General features: G+C 73.6%; 18 protein-coding genes. 7 read left to right on the top strand and 11 right to left on the bottom strand.

What is annotated here, in order from left to right; all coding sequences use genetic code 11:
- Positions 1–75 precede the first annotated feature (75 nt).
- The 3 genes from mshC to RF644_RS06385 form a co-directional block, all read right to left on the bottom strand.
- The gene (gene mshC, locus RF644_RS06395) at positions 76–1,359 is read right to left on the bottom strand and encodes a cysteine--1-D-myo-inosityl 2-amino-2-deoxy-alpha-D-glucopyranoside ligase (RefSeq protein WP_368795897.1); all 1,284 of its coding nucleotides are present in this window, start codon (positions 1,357–1,359) and stop codon (positions 76–78) included.
- Positions 1,360–1,456: 97 nt separating this feature from the next.
- Entirely contained in the window at positions 1,457–2,287 is an 831-nt protein-coding gene (locus tag RF644_RS06390; protein WP_368795896.1) for an undecaprenyl-diphosphate phosphatase, read from the bottom strand.
- A 111-nt stretch (positions 2,288–2,398) separates the two neighbouring features.
- Positions 2,399–2,764 (bottom strand): primosomal protein, encoded by a 366-nt coding sequence (locus RF644_RS06385; RefSeq protein ID WP_126350146.1) that lies wholly within the window; start codon positions 2,762–2,764, stop codon positions 2,399–2,401.
- A 40-nt stretch (positions 2,765–2,804) separates the two neighbouring features.
- Between RF644_RS06385 and RF644_RS06380 the strand changes: the two genes are divergently transcribed.
- A complete protein-coding gene (locus tag RF644_RS06380) occupies positions 2,805–3,038 on the top strand; it encodes a DUF5703 family protein (RefSeq protein WP_035923920.1) in 234 nt (77 codons plus the stop codon).
- A gap of 28 nt (positions 3,039–3,066) precedes the next feature.
- Here the strand turns inward: RF644_RS06380 and RF644_RS06375 are convergent, their stop codons facing one another.
- The 3 genes from RF644_RS06375 to RF644_RS06365 all read right to left on the bottom strand — a co-directional run bounded on the left by RF644_RS06375 (position 3,067) and on the right by RF644_RS06365 (position 6,213).
- Complete coding sequence (locus RF644_RS06375) at positions 3,067–4,329, bottom strand: acyl-CoA dehydrogenase family protein (protein WP_368795895.1); 1,263 nt, start codon at positions 4,327–4,329, stop codon at positions 3,067–3,069.
- A 79-nt stretch (positions 4,330–4,408) separates the two neighbouring features.
- Positions 4,409–5,746 (bottom strand): M20/M25/M40 family metallo-hydrolase, encoded by a 1,338-nt coding sequence (locus RF644_RS06370; protein WP_368795894.1) that lies wholly within the window; start codon positions 5,744–5,746, stop codon positions 4,409–4,411.
- A gap of 38 nt (positions 5,747–5,784) precedes the next feature.
- Complete coding sequence (locus tag RF644_RS06365; protein WP_368795893.1) at positions 5,785–6,213, bottom strand: hypothetical protein; 429 nt, start codon at positions 6,211–6,213, stop codon at positions 5,785–5,787.
- 325 nt (positions 6,214–6,538) lie between these two features.
- Here RF644_RS06365 and RF644_RS06360 point away from each other — a divergent pair, with 325 nt between their 5' ends.
- Positions 6,539–7,714 carry a CAP domain-containing protein gene (locus RF644_RS06360; protein ID WP_368795892.1) on the top strand — a complete coding sequence of 392 codons (1,176 nt, stop codon included), beginning with the start codon at positions 6,539–6,541 and terminating at the stop codon, positions 7,712–7,714.
- 43 nt (positions 7,715–7,757) lie between these two features.
- On the opposite strand, the gene RF644_RS06355 is transcribed toward RF644_RS06360, so the two are convergent.
- Together RF644_RS06355 and RF644_RS06350 are read right to left on the bottom strand one after the other, a co-directional pair.
- Complete coding sequence (locus tag RF644_RS06355) at positions 7,758–8,765, bottom strand: NAD(P)-dependent alcohol dehydrogenase (protein ID WP_368795891.1); 1,008 nt, start codon at positions 8,763–8,765, stop codon at positions 7,758–7,760.
- A 154-nt stretch (positions 8,766–8,919) separates the two neighbouring features.
- A complete protein-coding gene (locus RF644_RS06350) occupies positions 8,920–9,663 on the bottom strand; it encodes an MBL fold metallo-hydrolase (RefSeq protein WP_035923923.1) in 744 nt (247 codons plus the stop codon).
- A gap of 185 nt (positions 9,664–9,848) precedes the next feature.
- Between RF644_RS06350 and RF644_RS06345 the strand changes: the two genes are divergently transcribed.
- Positions 9,849–10,052, top strand: coding sequence for a hypothetical protein (locus RF644_RS06345; protein WP_368795890.1), 204 nt, complete (start codon positions 9,849–9,851; stop codon positions 10,050–10,052).
- A 43-nt stretch (positions 10,053–10,095) separates the two neighbouring features.
- Here the strand turns inward: RF644_RS06345 and RF644_RS06340 are convergent, their stop codons facing one another.
- Complete coding sequence (locus tag RF644_RS06340; protein ID WP_368795889.1) at positions 10,096–10,794, bottom strand: type 1 glutamine amidotransferase domain-containing protein; 699 nt, start codon at positions 10,792–10,794, stop codon at positions 10,096–10,098.
- A 146-nt stretch (positions 10,795–10,940) separates the two neighbouring features.
- Here RF644_RS06340 and RF644_RS06335 point away from each other — a divergent pair, with 146 nt between their 5' ends.
- Positions 10,941–11,834, top strand: a complete 894-nt coding sequence (locus RF644_RS06335) for an SDR family NAD(P)-dependent oxidoreductase (RefSeq protein ID WP_368795888.1) — start codon at positions 10,941–10,943, stop codon at positions 11,832–11,834.
- Here the strand turns inward: RF644_RS06335 and RF644_RS06330 are convergent.
- Positions 11,809–12,420 carry a hypothetical protein gene (locus RF644_RS06330; RefSeq protein WP_368795887.1) on the bottom strand — a complete coding sequence of 204 codons (612 nt, stop codon included), beginning with the start codon at positions 12,418–12,420 and terminating at the stop codon, positions 11,809–11,811. The genes RF644_RS06335 and RF644_RS06330 overlap by 26 nt on opposite strands.
- Positions 12,421–12,584: 164 nt before the next feature.
- Between RF644_RS06330 and RF644_RS06325 the strand changes: the two genes are divergently transcribed.
- The 3 genes from RF644_RS06325 (at position 12,585) to RF644_RS06315 (ending at position 15,864) form a co-directional block, all read left to right on the top strand.
- Positions 12,585–13,286 (top strand): TetR/AcrR family transcriptional regulator, encoded by a 702-nt coding sequence (locus RF644_RS06325; RefSeq protein ID WP_368795886.1) that lies wholly within the window; start codon positions 12,585–12,587, stop codon positions 13,284–13,286.
- Positions 13,283–14,962, top strand: coding sequence for an MDR family MFS transporter (locus tag RF644_RS06320; RefSeq protein ID WP_368795885.1), 1,680 nt, complete (start codon positions 13,283–13,285; stop codon positions 14,960–14,962). Before RF644_RS06325 ends, RF644_RS06320 begins: the two co-directional genes overlap by 4 nt.
- A 404-nt stretch (positions 14,963–15,366) precedes the next feature.
- Positions 15,367–15,864 (top strand): hypothetical protein, encoded by a 498-nt coding sequence (locus tag RF644_RS06315; RefSeq protein ID WP_368795884.1) that lies wholly within the window; start codon positions 15,367–15,369, stop codon positions 15,862–15,864.
- Positions 15,865–15,897: 33 nt separating this feature from the next.
- On the opposite strand, the gene RF644_RS06310 is transcribed toward RF644_RS06315, so the two are convergent.
- Entirely contained in the window at positions 15,898–16,488 is a 591-nt protein-coding gene (locus tag RF644_RS06310) for a thymidine kinase (RefSeq protein ID WP_368795883.1), read from the bottom strand.
- Between the last annotated feature and the right edge of the window lie 46 nt (positions 16,489–16,534).

Genomic DNA, 16,534 nt, shown 5'->3' with positions numbered 1-16,534 from the left:
GGGCGGCACCCGGTCCCGGGTGCCGCCCCTCCGTCGTTCCTGCGCCGTCCGGCGGGACCGGGCCCGCCGGCGGGCTCAGAGCTCGATGCCGAGCCGGGCGTCCACCAGGTCCCGGACCAGCCGGGCGTCCGCCCCGCAGGGCCCCGGGGTCCCGGTGGTCAGGGCGTCGGCGGCCCACGCGTCCAGCGCCGCCAGCGCCGCGGGGGCGTCCAGGTCGTCGGACAGGGCGGTGCGCACGGCCTGCAGCAGCGGGGCCGCGCTGCCCTCCGGGGCCACGGCCAGGGCGCGGCGCCACGCGTCCACGCGGGCGACGGCGCCGGCCAGCACGAGGTCGGTCCAGAACCAGTCGTCGGTGTAGCGGTGGGCGAGGATCGCGGTGCGGATCACGGCGGGATCGACCCCCTGGGCCCGCAGCGCGGAGACGAGCACCAGGTTGCCCTTGGACTTGGACATCTTCTCCCCGTCGAGGCCGACCATCCCGGTGTGCAGGAAGTGCCGGGCCATGGGCCTGCCGGTCAGCGCCCAGCAGTGGCCGGCGCCCATCTCGTGGTGCGGGAAGACGAGGTCCGAGCCGCCGCCCTGGACGGTGAACGGCGCGGGCAGGTGCTCCAGGGCGATGAGCGAGCACTCGATGTGCCAGCCGGGCCGCCCCGGGCCCAGCGACGCGCCGTCCCAGGCGGGCTCCCCGGGGCGCTCCGCGCGCCACAGCAGCGGGTCCAGCCGGTGCCGCTTGCCCGGGCGCTCGGGGTCCCCGCCGCGCTCGGCGAACAGCGGCAGCATCTGCTCGGGGGTCAGGTGGGAGACGTCGCCGAGCACCCACGCGTCGTCGTCGTCGGTGGGCAGCGCGCCGGCGGCCTCCACGTCGAAGTAGACGTCCCCGTCCGGCTCGCCGTTCCGGCCCGCCACGCGGTAGGCGAGGTCGCGGGCCACGAGGCGCTCCACGGCCGGCACGATCCAGCCGACGGCCTCGGTCGCACCCACGTAGTGCTGGGGCGGGAGGACGTTGAGCGCGCTCATGTCGGTGCGGAACAGCTCGGTCTGCTCGGCGGCCAGGTCACGCCAGTCCACGCCGGTGGCCGCGGCCCGCTCGAGCAGCGGGTCGTCCACGTCGGTGACGTTCTGCACGTAGTCCACCGGGGTCCCCGCGTCCAGCCAGGCGCGGTGCAGCAGATCGAAGGCCACGTACGTGGCGGCGTGTCCCATGTGGGTGGCGTCGTACGGGGTGATCCCGCACACGTAGAGGCTCGCCCGCTCCTGCCGGGGCAGCTCCACCCGCCGCCGCAGCCGGGTGTCCTGCACGACGGGCAGGGCCGCCTCGCCGGGGAGGTCGGGGACGGGTCGGGCGGACCAGGCTTTCATGCTCACCTCGGGTGGTTCGGGGATCGGACGACGGCCGCGGGGCCTCACCCAACCTACCGGACCGGCCGCCGCCCCCGATCCGGAGGTGACGCAGGGCTCAGGCGCTGATCACCCCGAGGCTCAGGAGCACGAAGATGGCCAGCCCCAGGGCGATGCGGTACCAGACGAAGATCGTGTAGCTGCGGTTGGAGATGTAGTGCATGAACCAGCCGATGATCACGTACGCCACCACGAACGCGATGCCCGTGGCCACGAGCGTCTCGGTCATGCCGTAGGGCCCCGCCTGCGGCTGTCCCACGGACTGCGCCAGCTTGTACAGCCCCGAGGCGAACACCGCGGGGATGGCCAGCAGGAACGCGTAGCGGGCCGCGGCCTCGCGCGTGTAGCCCATCAGCAGTCCCGCCGTGATCGTGCCGCCGGACCGCGAGACCCCCGGGATCAGGGCCAGCGCCTGCGCCAGCCCGAAGAGCACGCCGTGCTTGACGGTGAGGTCGTCCAGGTGCCGGGCCTGCCGGCCCACCCGGTCCGCGACCGCCAGGATCACGCCGAAGACCACCAGCATCGTGGCCGTGATCCACAGGGAGCGGAACTCCGTGTCGATGTAGTCCTCCAGCAGCAGCCCGAGCACGCCGATGGGAAGGGAGCCCAGGATGATCAGCCACCCCATCCGGGCGTCGGGGTCCGAGCGCTCCACGCGGCCCACCAGGGACAGGGTCCACTGCTTGAGGATCCGGACGATGTCCCGCCAGAAGTAGATGATCACGGCGGTCTCGGTGCCCAGCTGAGTGATGGCCGTGAACGCGGCGCCGGGGTCGGCGCTGTTGGGCAGCAGCTCGCCCACGATGCGCAGGTGCGCCGAGGAGGACACCGGGAGGAACTCGGTCAGGCCCTGGACGAGGCCGAGAATGATGGTTTCGATCCAATTCACCCGGCCACCCTACGGCACGCTCCGCGCCGGGGACGGCGGGACAGGCCCGGACGCGGCAGGAACGGCCCGCCGTGCGGGCCGTTCCTGCGGGTGCGGTGCGGAGGACGGGGCTCAGCGGGCCGAGCGCGCCCCGTCGGCGTCGTCGAGGTCCTCGTAGTCCTCCTCGTCGACGAGGTCCTCATCGAGCATCTCGTTGTCCTCCAGGAGCTCCTCGTCGTCCTCCGAGTCGTCCTCGTCGGAGTCGTCGTCGTCGGAGTCGTCGTCCGAGTCGTCCTCCTCCGCGAAGACGGTCAGCGGGGTGACCTCGTCGTAGGCGTCGTAGAGCGCCTCCTCGTAGGCGTCGAAGGCGTCGGCGATGGCGATGTAGGCGCCGTCGACGGCCGGGTCGTCGTCGCTGCGCCGGTTGGACGCGGCGACGAGGTGTTCTTCGAATGCGCTCACGAGGGCCTGCAACGCGGCACGAGGGTCATTGCTCATGGAGTAGACGTTAGCGCTATTCCGTGCAGAATGGGGACCGATGAGAGAACAAGTCCGGACCAGCTCGGCCACCCTCACGAGGGACGCCGACCAGCGCTACGAGTACCTCCTGCTGACCGTGGCGCCGCACGAACCGCTCGGCGACGCGCGGGCCCGGCTCAGCGAGCACGCCGAGTACGGCAAGTGGGAGCTGACCCGTTCCGTGCTGCTCTACGGCGGGACCCGCAAGTACTGGCTGCGCCGCCGGGTGATGCGCGTGGAGCGCACCGTCTGAGCCCGGGACCCACCCCTGCCGGCGGGGCTCAGCCCCCGATCGGGCCCAGCAGCGCCTTGGCCACGGCCGCGTGCACGGACTCGTCGTCGGACGGGTGGTAGATCCCGGCGAGCACGTCCCGGTACAGCCGCTCCAGCTCTCCGCCCCGGGAGTACTGGGCCCCGCCCGAGCTGCGCATCGCGAGGTCGACGACCCGGCGGGCCGCCTCGGTGGCCCGGTGCTTGACCCCGGAGAACAGCAGGAACCAGCGGGGACCGTGGTCCGCGGCGCCGGCGGTGCCGAGGGCGTCCACGTCCGCGGCCAGCCGGAGCAGCTGCAGCTCCACCCCGTCCCGCAGCAGCGCAGCCTCGGCGATCCGCCGGCGGACGTCGGGGCGCTCGGCACGGGGCGCTCCCCCGCCGCGGGACCGCCGGGTGCCGGCAATCTCCACGGCCAGCTCCACCGCACGGTCCGCGATCCCGGTGTAGACGGCGGCCAGCAGCAGCTCGAAGCAGCCGAAGACGCCCCACACCACCGGGTCCGGGTTCGGGCCCACCGGGGTGCGGGTGAGCACCTGCTCCGCGGGCATCGGCACCGAGCGCAGCACCGTGGTCCGGGACTGCGAGGCTCGCATGCCCATGGTGTCCCAGTCGTCGAGGACCTCGATGCCCTCCGCCGCCCGGTCCAGGAGGCCGAACACCAGCGGCGCGCCCTCCTCGGCGTCGTCGCGGGCGTGCACGATCAGCCGGGTCCACACGGGGGACAGCGAGGTGAAGATCTTCGTGCCCGTGATCCGGTAGCCGTCCGCCACGGCTACGGCGCTGGTGTCGGAGTCGAAGAGCACGGAGTCGTTGCCGGCCTCGGAGATGCCGAAGGCGAAGATCTCCCCGTCCGCGGCCAGCTCGAAGATCCGCTCGGCCCGGGCGTCCCCGCGCAGGCGCAGGGTGTGCGCCACGCCCACCAGGACGTGGTGCATGTTGATGCCCAGCGCCGTGGCGGGGGCGGCCGCCGCGAGCCGCCGCTGCGCGGCGACCGCCTGCTGCAGCGTGAACCCGAGGCCGCCCCGGTCCCGCGGCACCAGCATCAGCGGATAGCCGATCCGCACCAGGTCCGCGAAGTCCTCGTCGAAGAACCGGTTCTCCCGGTCGTAGCCGGCGGCGCGCTCGCGGAACGTCGCCAGCAGGTCGTCCGGGAGCAGGGTCTCGGGCACCAGGTCCCCGGCCGCCCGGTCCTCGGGGGCCTCGGCTCCGGCAGATGCGGGTGCGGGTGCGGGTCGTGCGGTCGCGGGCTGCGGTCCGGTGGCGGGGTGCATCTCGCTCCTGTCGGCGGTCGTCGGGGTCGTGGGTGCTCCGGTGGTCGGGCGGACCGGGGCGGGAGGGGCCGGCGGCCGGTCAGTACCGGGTCAGCAGCCGGTGCAGCACGCGGGAGCCGAACTCCAGGGAGTCCGTGGGCACGCGCTCGTCCACGCCGTGGAACATGGACGGGAAGTCGAGCTCGTCGGGCAGGCGCAGCGGCACGAACCCGTAGCCGGTGATGCCGAGCGGGTCCAGGGACTTGTTGTCCGTCCCGCCGGAGAGCATGTACGGCAGCACGACCGCCTCGGGGTCCTCGGCGTGCAGCGCGTCGACCATGGCGTCGACCACGGTGCCGGAGAACGGCACCTCGAGGGCGATGTCGTCCGACTCGAACTCGAAGGACACCCCGTCCCCGGCGAGCTCCGCGAGCTTCGCCAGCACGATCTCGCGCTGGCCCGGCAGGTAGCGCACGTCCAGCCCCGCCTGGGCGGAGCCGGGGATGACGTTGACCTTGTAGCCCGCCTCGAGCATCGTCGGGTTCGCGGTGGTCTGCAGGGTCGCGCCCACGAACCGTGCCACGGAGCCGAGCTCGGCGAGCAGCCGCTGGGGGTTCTGCGGGTCGAACTCCACGCCCGTCAGCTCGGTGACCGAGTCCAGGAACGCCCGGGTGGTCTTGGTGAGCTCCACGGGCCACTGGTGCTCGCCGATGTTGGTCAGCGCCCTCGAGAGCCGGGTGACCGGGTTGTCGTCGTTGATCTGGGAGCCGTGCCCGGCCGTGCCCTGCGCGTTGAGGCGCAGCCACATGAGGCCCTTCTCCGCCGTCTGCAGCAGGTAGGCCCGCCGGCCGCCGATGGTGGCCGAGTACCCGCCGACCTCGCTGATGGCGTCGGTGACGCCGTCGAAGAGATCGCGGTGGTGCTCCGCGATCCAGTGGGAGCCATACACCATGCCGGCCTCCTCGTCGGCGAAGAAGCCGAAGACGATGTCCCGCCGCGGCCGGTCCCCGGTGCGCACCATGTGGCGCAGCACCGAGATCATCATGGCGTCCATGTCCTTCATGTCCACGGCGCCGCGGCCCCAGATCATGCCGTCCCGGATCTCGCCCCCGAACGGGTCCACGGACCAGTCCGCGGCGACCGCGGGCACCACGTCGAGGTGGCCGTGCACCAGCAGGGCGTCGGCGGAGGGATCGGTGCCCTCGATCCGGGCGAAGACGTTGGCCCGGCCGGGCGCCGACTCCAGGACGGTCGTGGTGAGACCGACCTCCTCGATCAGCCCGGCCACGTACTCGGCGGCCCGCCGCTCCCCCTTGGCGTCGCCGCTGCCGTAGTTGGAGGTGTCGATGCGGATGAGGTTGCGGCAGATCTCGACGGTCTCGCCCTCGGGCGACGACGCCGCGGCCGCCGCGGCGGGAACGGTCTGAGGATCGGTCATGGCGGTCCTTCCTGGGGTTCCTGGTGGGCGGGTGGGGTTCAGCGGACGGCGGTGTCGCGGCCGGGGTAGCTCAGCAGCACGAGGCGTCCGGACTCCTCGACCACGAGGACCTCCTCCGTCTCCCCGGGGCTGCCCTCGGGGGCGACCTCCAGCCGGTACCCCTCGGCGGTCTCGACGGCCTCGCCCTGGACGGCGAGCGTCTCGTAGCGGGAGGTGTCCGGGTGCCGGCGCTCGAGGTGGACGCCGCAGTACTGCGAGTTGCCCTCCGTGGCCCGGTGCACGTAGTCGTGGGACAGCAGCTCGCAGGCGCCGTCCCAGTCGCGCTCGGCCATCGCGTCGACGAACGCCCGGGTGGTGCCCTCGGGCGTCCCGAGGTCGGGGCCGCACCCGGTCAGGCCTACGGCGGCGGCGAGGCACAGCCGCAGCGGGGCCCGGACGCCGGTGGCGCGGGTGGCGTGGACGGTCATCGGGCTCCTCTCCGGGCGTGCGCTCCCAGCCTATCGTCACCGGCACGGGTGCGTTCGCCGCGCGGACGGGACGAGAACCGCTCACTGTAACCACGGGAATTCCAGCCGTCCGGCACATTCCGTGATGTCGTCGTTATTGTTCTGTGATAGACGAAACAATTTCACACATTTCCTATTTGCAATGGGAATTCCCTAACATTTCCCTGGGCGCCTTCCCCAGCCCAATCTGTCTCGTCGTCCGGCCGGACGACGATAGCCCCCCGCCGCACGGAAGCCCCCCCCATTTCCTCCGTGCGTGCAGACAGACCAGGAAGCAGAAGCACCCATGGCGAAACATCGCTGCGCTCCCGCGCGCCGTCACGGCCGCATGGCCTCTTTGGCCCTCTCCGCCGGCATCGGCGTCACCACGCTCGCCGGCACCTCCCTGCTGGCCGGTCCGGCGGCCCACGCGGCCGCGCAGGACATCGTCGCGGTGGACGCCGCCACGCGTCAGGCCGACGCCCAGCTGATCCTCGACGAGATCAACCGCTACCGCGAGTCCCTCGGCGCGAAGCCGCTCAAGTACTCCGCCACGCTGTCCCAGGTGGTGCAGAAGGAGTCCGACCGGCAGATCGTCGAGGAGAAGTTCTCGCACAGCACCACCTTCCTCACCGACCCGCGCACCGGGCCCTGGACGAGCGCCAACGAGGTCATCGCCCTGGAGCACCACCGGGACGTGCGCGCCCTGGTGGCGTGGTGGAAGTCCTCGGCCGCCCACGACAAGGCGATCAAGGACCCGCGCCACGAGGTGATCGGCATCGGCCTCACCTACGCGGACGGCCGGCTCGAGAACTCCGGGCGGCCCTGGCAGGTGCTCTCCACCGTCAACCTCTACGGGTACGCCAACGGCGGCGCGCCCGCGGACGCCTCGACGCGCGTGAGCGGGGCTCCGGCCTACACCTATGAGACGACGCCCGTTCAGCCCCCGGCAGGCTACGGCGTGGCCGGCGCCATCGGCGCGAAGTACCACGCCCTGGGCGGCGCCGCGGTCGTCGGTCAGCCCGTGACGGCGGAGCGCGGCGGGCTACGGGCCGGAGGCGTCTACCAGGAGTTCTCCCTGAACGGGCGCAAGACCACGATGTACTGGAGCCCCGCCACGGGCGCCCGCTGGGTCGAGAACCCCACGGCCATCGGCCAGAGGTTCGTGGCCGCGGGGCGGGAGAACGGCTACGGCTTCCCGACCACGGAGGAGCGCCGGCTGGCCGACGGGTCGTCCTACCAGGTCTTCGACCGGGACGGCCGTCGCACGAAGGTGCTGTGGACGCCAACCCACGGGGCCCGCGCCGTGCTCGAGACCGGCGCCATCGGCAACGCCTGGAGGGCCGCCGGCTTCGAGCGGGGCTACGGCTACCCGGTCACCGACGAGATCCGCAACGGGAGCACCGTCCACCAGCGCTTCTCCAACGGCTACCAGGTGAACTGGTCCTCGGCCACCAGCCAGGTGTGGGTCACCGGCTGGTGACCCGGGTGCCCCGGGGCGCGCTCCCCGGGGCACCCGGCCGGGCTCAGTGCTCGAGCACGATCTTGCCGAAGTGCCGGGCCGACTCCATCTCCCGGAACGCGTCGGCGGCCTCGGCGAGGGGGCGGCGGCGGTCGATCACCGGCCGCAGCCCGGTCGCCTCGAGCGCGCGCACGAAGTCGGCCTGGTCCCGGCGGCTGCCCACCAGCAGTCCCTGGAGGCGCGCCTGGCGGGCCATGAGCATCGCCGTGGGGACGTCGCCCGCCGCCCCGGTGAGCACGCCGATCAGGGAGATGTGGCCGCCGACCCGCACGGCGCGGATCGACTGCGCCAGGGTGCCGGGGCCGCCGACCTCGATCACGTGGTCGGCGCCGCGCCCATCCGTGAGCTCCTGGACGGCGCGTCCCCACTCGGGGGTCTCGCGGTAGTTGATGACGTGGTCCGCGCCGAGCCGCCGGACGCGTTCGAGCTTCTCGTCGGAGGAGGACGTGACCACCACGGTGGCGCCCACGGCCTTGGCGAGCTGCGTGGCGTAGACCGAGACGCCGCCGGTGCCCAGGGCCAGGACCACGTCCCCGGCCCGGAGCCCGCCGTCCACCACGAGCGCCCGCCAGGCGGTGACGCCGGCCGTGGTGATGGTCGCGGCCTCGGCGTGGGACCACCCGGCCGGGGCGCGCGTGAACCACGTGGCGGGACGCACCACCGCCTCCCGGGCGTAGCCGTCGAGCCCGTCCCCCGGGACGCGCCGGAAGTTCCCGTCCACGGGGGGTCCGTCCTGCCAGAGCGGGAAGAAGCAGGAGACCACGGCGTCGCCCTCCGCGAGGTCGTCGACGCCCTCCCCCACGGCTTCGACGACGCCCGCGCCGTCCGCCAGCGGAATTCTCCCGTCCTCGGTCCGCGTCCCGCCGGAGACCACGAGGTAGTCGTGGTAGTTCAGGGAGCTGGCGTGCACGCGGACGCGGACCTCGCCGGGGCCCGGCGCGCCCGGGTCGGGTGCCTCCCCGAGCTCGAGCCGGTCCAGGCCGCCGGGGGCGGAGACGGTCAGTTGCTTCACGGGTGGTCCTCCAGGCGCTGCGGGGTCGTCGGTCGCCGCCCACGATAGCCGCCGCCCCCGGGGGTGTCATCAGCACGCTTCGGATCCCCGGTGGGGCGGGGCCGCGACGGCCACGGCCGCTCCTCGCCCGGTCCGCGGACCCCGCCGGGCTCGCTCAGTGGGCGCCCACCGCGCGGGCGTGCCGGGCCGCGGCCTCGGCGCCCTGCGTCCACCGCTCCCCGTGACCGGGCAGCACGGTGCGCGCCCCGGTGGCGGCCACCGCGTCGAGGGAGGCGAGGGCCACGGCGGAGTCGTGGGTCGCGGCCCCGGCGACGATCTGCGGGCCGCGCCGACCGGTGTAGGGGTCCAGCGTCACGAGCGCGTCACCGCTGAGCACGGTCCCCCGGCCGGGCAGGTCCAGGACGCAGTGCCCGTCCGTGTGGCCGGGGGTGTGGACCACCACCGGCCGGCCCGGGACCGGCAGGACGGCTCCGGCCTCGAGCGGGCGCAGCTCCCGCACGCCCCGGACCGCGAGGGCCCCGGCCGCCGCCATGCGGCCGAGCAGCGGCAGGGACCGCGGGTGGGTGAAGGGGTAGAGGAACCGATTGCGCTCGGGCCGGTACCGGTACGGGTGGGCGGCCAGCCGCGCGTCCGCCGGGTGCCCGTGCACCGGCAGCCGCCACTCCTCCTGCGCCCGCCGGGCGAAGCCCACGTGGTCGAAGTGCGCGTGCGTGAGCACCAGTGCCCTGACCTCGTCGGGGCGCCGCCCGCGCTCCTCGAGTCCCGCCAGCAGCATGGGCCACATGCTCGGCAGGCCGGCGTCCACGAGCGTGACGCCGTCCTCGTCCTCGACCAGGTAGCAGTTGACGTGGGCGTGGGTGATGCGGTGGACGCCGTCGGCCACTTCGGGGGTGAACATGGGTCTCCTCACTCGATCAGTGTGCTGATCGTACCTGTCGGGCGCCGACACCGGCCAGGCATCCGCCCTGCCGGGCGGCGCCCCCGGTACCATGGGCCGCACGCAGGGCCCCCGTCCGCGGATCCCCCGAAGCGCCCGGAGCAGGCCCCGCCCGCCCCCGACCTGAACCCCCGAAAGATCCCGCTGTGAACGCTCAGCGCCCCGATGCCCTGCCCTCCGTGGAGATCGTCGCCGTGCCCTTCCACCGGCTCCGCCGGAACCGGTGGGCCATGACCTTCGTCCCGGCCGACGGCGGGCACGCCGTCCGCCGCACGTTCCCGGAGTTCCGGGACGCGGTGGTCGCCGCCCGCGGCCTCGCCCTGGCCGGGAGGACGCCCGTCAGCTCCTGAGGCCGGCGGCTCCCACCGCCGCCGGTGCGTCTGCGGCCGGGGGTCACTCGGCGAGCGCCTCCACGAGGACGTCGGCGACGGCCTGGCTCGACTGGGGGTTCTGGCCGGTGATCAGGTTGGCGTCGCGGATGACGTGGCTGGACCACGCGGGGCCGGTCTCCACGACGGCCCCCTTCTCCCGGAGCACGGTCTCCAGGAACCAGGGGGTGTTCTCCCCGGTGCCGCCGCCGAGCTCCTCCTCGTTGGTGAAGGCGGTCAGCCTGCGGCCCGCGAAGAGGAACGTCCCGTCGTCCTGGGCGCTGAGCAGGGCTGCGGGGCCGTGGCAGAAGGGGGCGATGAGCCGGCCGGTCCGGTCCGAGGAGGCCAGGATCCGGCCGAGCGAGGGGTCGTGGACGAGGTCGGCCATGGGGCCGTGGCCGCCGGGCAGGACCACGGCGTCGTAGTCGTGCTCGTCGACCTCGGCCAGGACGCGGGGGGCGGCGAGCTCGGCGTCGATCTCCTCCAGGTAGGTGCGGAACTCGTCGGCCCGCTCCTGGCCCCCGGTGACGTCCGGGGAGAGGCTGGCGCGGTCCACGGTGGGCCGGCGCCCGCCGGGGGTGGCGATGTCGACGGTGTGCCCGGCCCGGCGCAGCGCCCGGTGGGCGACGACGAGCTCCTCCGCCCAGAAGCCGGTGGGGTGCTCGGTGCCGTCCCGCATGGTGAGGGAGTCGGCCGCCGAGACGATCATCAGAACACGGGCCATGATGGTCAGCTCCTCAGCTGTGCTGTCTGTCCGGGTGTTTTCCGTCGTGCGTGCCGCAACGGCTCCGCCCGCGCGCTTATTCCGTCCGGCGGCCCAGGGTGCGTCGCTATGCTGACCGGGATTCCGGCTCGACCGAGGAGGTCACCATGGACCAGCACGACGAGGACCAGCACCGCGAGCAGCACGCCCACCGGCGCGGGGGGCGGCGCACGGTGGTGATCACCGGCGCGAGCGACGGCATCGGGGCCGCCGCCGTCCGCGAGCTGGCGGGACGGGGGCACGACGTCGTCGTCGTCGGGCGATCGGGCGCGAAGACCGCGGCGGTGGCCGGGCCCCTCGGGCTCCGGCACTTCACCGCGGACTTCGCGCGGCTCGACGACGTGCGCCGGCTCGCCCGGGAGCTGCAGGAGTCCGTCCCGCGGATCGACGTCCTGGTCACCAACGCCGGCGGGATCTTCGACCGCCGAGAGCTGACGCCTGACGGGCACGAGATGACGTGGCAGGTCAACCACCTGGCGCCCTTCCTGCTCACCCACCTGCTGCTCGACCGGCTCGTGGCGGACGGCGCGGCGGTGCTCAGCACGTCCAGCGTCGCGGCCCGGATCGGCCGGCTCTCGCCGGAGGTCCTCGTCGACGACCGGCGCTGGTCCCCGCAGGGGGCCTACGGGGACACGAAGCTCGCCAACATCCTCTTCACCCGCGGCCTCGACCGCCGGCACGGGCCGCACGGCCTCGCCGCCGCGGCGTTCCACCCCGGGGGCGTCGCGACGAACTTCGCCTCGGGCACCACCACCCCCCTGCGGTTCCTGTACCGCACGCGCCTGGGCCACCGGCTCATGATCACCCCGGAACGGGGCGCGGAGACCCTGGTGTGGCTGGCGGAGGGCGCCGCCGGCGAGGACTGGCGCTCCGGGGGCTACTTCGAGAAGAGGCGGCCCGCCCGCGCCCCGTCTCGCGCGGCCGACGACGCGCTCGCGGACGCCCTGTGGCGGCGCAGCGCCGAGCTGGTGGGGCTTACCCCGGGGCACCCGGCCGGCTGAGCACCAGCGCGTCGACCTTCGCCCAGAGCTGCTCGACCGTCCCGTCGTTGACGAGGACGGCGGTGATCCAGCGCGGGTCGATGCCGGCCTCCGAGGGGTGCGGGTCCTCCGCGGCGGGAGCCCCGGGGCGCACCACGTGCACCACCCGGCCCCCGGCGGCCGTGATGGCCTGGGCCTCGACGTCGAAGCGCACGTCCGTGAACACGACCGGCCCGCCCAGGCGCCGGGCGGTCTCCAGCCCGCGGTCCGCCCACACCGTCTCCCCGAAGACGGCCTTGCCGGCCTCGTTGCCGACCTTCTGCAGCAGCGTCCGGATCTCCCGGTGCACCGGGTCCCGCGCCTCGTCCTTGAGCAGACCCCAGTCCCCGCCGGCCTCCGCCAGCACCGCGGCCAGCCGCACGAGCCGGCCGTCCCGGACCCCCACGAGGGGGTCCAGCTCGGTGAGGAACAGCCGCAGCGGGTCCGCGAAGGCCACCCGTGCGTAGCCGTGCGCGACCACGAGGCGGTCGCCGCACGTGTCCTTGCCCGACTGCTTGCGCCCGTGCAGCCCGATCAGCCGCGGGCGGGGGTCCGGTTCCTGGGCCATGACGGGTCTCCTCCGGTCGTGCGCCGACGTGGTCCAGCGTACGGACGGGGGCACGACGGCGCACCGGACCTCACCCGACAAAAACATTGCACTATAATGTCGTGAGTGCAACATCTATTCGACCTCGGGCGCCTCCGGTGACGGCGGGCGCACGAGAGCAGCGCATGCGCCGGACCCGCCGCTCCCTCATCGCCGGTGCGCGCCGGCTGACCGCCGAGCGCGGGCTGGCGGGGTTCACCGTGGACGAGCTCTGCGCGGAGGTCGGGATCTCCCGGCGGAGCTTCTTCAACTACTTCGCCTCCAAGGACGACGCCGTGCTGGGCACCCCGGCCCGGGACCCGCTCGAGGCCTTCGGCGAGCAGTTCGTGGCCGGAGGCTCCGCCCCGGACGGAGCCCCGCTGCTGACCGCCCTGCAGGAGCTGGTCGTGCAGTCGTTCGCCCTGCTGGAGGGCCCCCACGACCGGACCCTGCTGCTGGACGTCCTGCGCCGCGAGCCCGTGCTGCTCCAGCGGCTCACCGAGACCATGGAACGCCGGCTGGCCGAGCTGACGGAGCTCATCGCGCGCCGGCAGGGCTGCGGGGAGCGGGACCCGTTCCCCGCCGTGGCCGCCGCCGTCGTCTCCCACCTCGCGGGGCACACCGTCCACGAGCTCCTCGAGACCCGGCCGGCCGGCACCGACCCGGACGAGTCCCCGCCCCTGGAGGAGTTCGCGGAGCTGCTGGCCCGCAACGTCCGCCTCGCCGGGGCCCTGCTCTCCCCCGGCGCCACCGCCCCGCCGACGACGCCGGACGCCGCCGCGGACACCCGCTCAGCCACTCCCCCCGACACCTCTGACCCGTCCCCGGACACCGAAGGAAGCCCATGACCACCACCCCGCCCGCGGTCGCGCAGGACGCCCCGCTGCTGGTGCTGACCCAGAAGCGGATCTGGATCATCTTCTCCGCCCTCATCGCCGGGATGATGCTCGCCAGCCTCGACCAGACGATCGTCTCCACCGCCATGCCGACCATCGTCGGGGAGCTGGGCGGCGTGGAGCACCAGGCCTGGATCACCACGGCCTACCTGCTGGCCACCACCATCGTGATGCCGGTCTACGGCAAGTTCGGCGACGTCCTGGGCCGGCGCAACCTCTTCCTGGTCGCCATCGCCCTCTTCACGCTCGCGTCGGTGGGCTGCGCCCTGGCCACCGGGTTCTGGCAGTTCGTGACCTTCCGCGCGCTGCAGGGGCTCGGCGGCGGAGGACTGATGATCCTCTCCCAGGCGATCATCGCGGACATCGTCCCGGCCTCCGAGCGCGGCAAGTACATGGGCCCGCTCGGCGGCATCTTCGGGCTCTCCGCCGTGGCGGGGCCGCTGCTCGGCGGCTACTTCGTGGACCACCTCACCTGGCAGTGGGCCTTCTACATCAACATCCCCATCGGCATCGCCGCCTTCGCCATCGCGTGGTTCACCCTGACCCTCCCGCACAAGCGCGCGACCCGCAGGATCGACGTGGCCGGCGTCCTGCTGCTGTCCGTGGCGACGACCTGTCTCATCTTCTTCACCGAGTTCGGCGGCAACGCCGAGCACGGCTGGGGCGCGGTCGCCACCTGGACCTGGGCGGGCGGCATGGTCGTGGCCACGGCGCTGTTCATCTGGAACGAGACCCGGGCCGACGACCCGATCATCCCCCTGGGCCTGTTCCGCAACCCGGTGTTCGTCAACGCCACCGCGATCGGCCTCACCCTGGGGCTGGGGATGTTCGCCGCCATCGCGTTCGTGCCCACGTTCCTGCAGATGTCCTCCGGCACCTCGGCGGCGGAGTCCGGGTTGCTCATGGTCCCCATGATGGTCGGGATGATGGGCACCTCGATCTGGTCCGGCCTCAGGATCTCCCGCACCGGCCGGTACAAGGGTTACCCGCTGGCGGGCACGCTCGTCACGGCCTCGGCCATGCTCGCCATGACCACGCTGGCGGCCGAGACGCCCATCTGGCTGATCTGCGTCTACCTCCTCGTGCTCGGCGCGGGCCTGGGCCTGATCATGCAGGTCATCGTCCTCGTGGTGCAGAACGCCGTGGACCCGTCCATGGTGGGCACCGCCACCAGCACCAACAACTACTTCCGCGAGGTCGGCGCGGCCCTCGGCGTGGCGATCTTCGGGGCGATCTTCACCAACAACCTCTCGGAGCAGCTCACGGCGGTCTTCACCGGCGCCGGCGCCTCCGCCGCCCAGGCCGGGGAGGCGACCGCCACCCTGGACCCGCAGACCCTGGCGCAGCTGCCCGAGCCCGTCCGCGAGGGCATCGTCACCGCGTACGCCGACTCCCTCGCCCCGGTGTTCTGGTACCTCATCCCCTTCATGCTGCTGGCCTTCGTCCTCGCGGTGTTCCTCAAGCAGATCCCCCTCTCCGACACCGCCGGCATGGTGGCCCGCGGCGAGGCCATCGGCGGCGCGGAGGCCGCAGCGCATGAGGCCGCCGCGAAGGAGGCCGCCGCGCAGGAGACAGCGGCGCACGACGACGCGCGCCGAGCGTCCTCCACCGGCACTCCCGCCCCCTGACGGGTCCCGGCGTCCGGCCGGCCCGGGGCGGGAACTGGCCGAAAGGCCATGTGCTTCAGTGAACACCCCCGGTAGGCTCGGGCCGGGGCCGGATCCACGCCCGGCCCGGGCCCCACCCACCCCCCTCGGAAGGAACTGTCATGATCAGACTGGTCGGCGAGTTCGACGCGTTCTTCAACCCCAACTTCACGGCCATCCTCGGCATGTTCTTCGACCTGGTCCGCGCGGTGCTGCTCGGCGGCTGAGCCCCGGTCCACCCCGCGCCCTCGGCGCCGCCGGAGCCCCTCCGGCGGCGCCGTCCGCGTTCCCGGAGGCTTCCGGCGGTCGGCGCCGCCTGCTAGGTTCTGCGCATCAGGCACCCGGCGGATCGGCCGCCCCCGCAGCGCAGACCCGAGGAGGTCGCCGTGAGCCAGCACCACCACGTCGGCGGAGCCACCGGCGTCGGCACCCGCGCCGTGGTGGTCCGCGGCGGCCCCGTCCTGCGCACCGAGCGGCACACCGTCGTCGACGAGACCGACCGGACCGTCACGGTCGACGACGGCACCCGGTTCGCCAAGACCACCGGACCGGTGCGGGACGCCCCGGAGGCCGACCCGGCCGAGCCCGACGTCGCGCACGCCCCGGTCCGGCTCGTCACCGAGGGCCACCCGGCCTTCGAGCAGCTGTGGGCGGACGCGGTCCTGAGCGCGTTCACCGACTCCGACCACACCGCCTACGTCGAGGGCCTGATCGCCTCGAACCGGCTCGCCCGGCGCGGCGACGTGCACGCCCACTACGACGTGGCCGCCATCATCGACGAGCTGGCCGCCCTGCACCCCGACCTCGAGGCGATTCCCGAGGACCTGTTCTGGGCGGTCGTCGACCGGCACGGCCGCGAGGACGACCGGGACGTCACCCCCTGACGCCGTCCCGGGGCCGGCCCGCCGGTCCCCGGCTCAGCCCAGGCGCCCGCCGGAGTGCCGCAGGTAGCAGCCGGCGCACATCGACTCGTAGGACACGGCCGCACCGTCGATGGCCACCTGGTCGCCCTCGAAGACCGGCTCCCCGTCCACCGTGCGGGCGTTGAACATCGCCTTGGACCCGCAGCGGCAGATCGTGCGCAGCTCCTCGACCGTGTGGGCCACGGCCAGCAGGCGCGCCGCGCCCGGGAACGCCTCCGTGCGGAAGTCGGTGCGCAGCCCGTAGGCCAGCACCGGGACGCCGTCGAGCACCGCGATGCGCAGCAGGTCGTCGACCTGGGCCGGGGCGAGGAACTGCGCCTCGTCCACCAGCAGGCAGTGCACCGGTCCGCGCTCCCGCACGGCGGCCCGGAAGCGCTCGCGCGCCCCGTCCTCCGGGGCCAGCAGCAGGTCGACCCGCCGGGACTCCCCCAGCCGTGAGACCACGGTGTCCGCGCCCTTCGAGTCGATCGCGGGCTTGGCGACGAGGACCGTCTGGTCGCGCTCCTCGTAGTTGTGCGCGGCCTGGATCAGCACGGTGGACTTCCCGGAGTTCATCGCCCCGTGCCGGAAGTAGAGCTTCGCCATCAGCGGGTCCCGGCGGGCCGGGGGGCGAGGGTGGTCATGAGCGTTC

The sequence above is a fragment of the Kocuria sp. CPCC 205258 genome, assembly GCF_040981005.1.
Classification (GTDB): domain Bacteria; phylum Actinomycetota; class Actinomycetes; order Actinomycetales; family Micrococcaceae; genus Kocuria; species Kocuria rosea.
This window is presented reverse-complemented; position numbering and strand designations above follow the sequence as displayed.

Excerpts from the sequence above, each read along its gene's own strand:
- mshC (WP_368795897.1), bottom strand. The coding sequence starts at position 1,359 with ATGAAAGCCTGGTCCGCCCGACCCGTCCCCGACCTCCCCGGCGAGGCG.
- RF644_RS06385 (WP_126350146.1), bottom strand. The coding sequence starts at position 2,764 with ATGAGCAATGACCCTCGTGCCGCGTTGCAGGCCCTCGTGAGCGCATTC.
- RF644_RS06380 (WP_035923920.1), top strand. The coding sequence starts at position 2,805 with ATGAGAGAACAAGTCCGGACCAGCTCGGCCACCCTCACGAGGGACGCC.
- RF644_RS06375 (WP_368795895.1), bottom strand. The coding sequence starts at position 4,329 with ATGCACCCCGCCACCGGACCGCAGCCCGCGACCGCACGACCCGCACCC.
- RF644_RS06370 (WP_368795894.1), bottom strand. The coding sequence starts at position 5,746 with ATGACCGATCCTCAGACCGTTCCCGCCGCGGCGGCCGCGGCGTCGTCG.
- RF644_RS06365 (WP_368795893.1), bottom strand. The coding sequence starts at position 6,213 with ATGACCGTCCACGCCACCCGCGCCACCGGCGTCCGGGCCCCGCTGCGG.
- RF644_RS06360 (WP_368795892.1), top strand. The coding sequence starts at position 6,539 with ATGGCGAAACATCGCTGCGCTCCCGCGCGCCGTCACGGCCGCATGGCC.
- RF644_RS06350 (WP_035923923.1), bottom strand. The coding sequence starts at position 9,663 with ATGTTCACCCCCGAAGTGGCCGACGGCGTCCACCGCATCACCCACGCC.
- RF644_RS06340 (WP_368795889.1), bottom strand. The coding sequence starts at position 10,794 with ATGGCCCGTGTTCTGATGATCGTCTCGGCGGCCGACTCCCTCACCATG.
- RF644_RS06335 (WP_368795888.1), top strand. The coding sequence starts at position 10,941 with ATGGACCAGCACGACGAGGACCAGCACCGCGAGCAGCACGCCCACCGG.
- RF644_RS06330 (WP_368795887.1), bottom strand. The coding sequence starts at position 12,420 with ATGGCCCAGGAACCGGACCCCCGCCCGCGGCTGATCGGGCTGCACGGG.
- RF644_RS06325 (WP_368795886.1), top strand. The coding sequence starts at position 12,585 with ATGCGCCGGACCCGCCGCTCCCTCATCGCCGGTGCGCGCCGGCTGACC.
- RF644_RS06320 (WP_368795885.1), top strand. The coding sequence starts at position 13,283 with ATGACCACCACCCCGCCCGCGGTCGCGCAGGACGCCCCGCTGCTGGTG.
- RF644_RS06310 (WP_368795883.1), bottom strand. The coding sequence starts at position 16,488 with ATGGCGAAGCTCTACTTCCGGCACGGGGCGATGAACTCCGGGAAGTCC.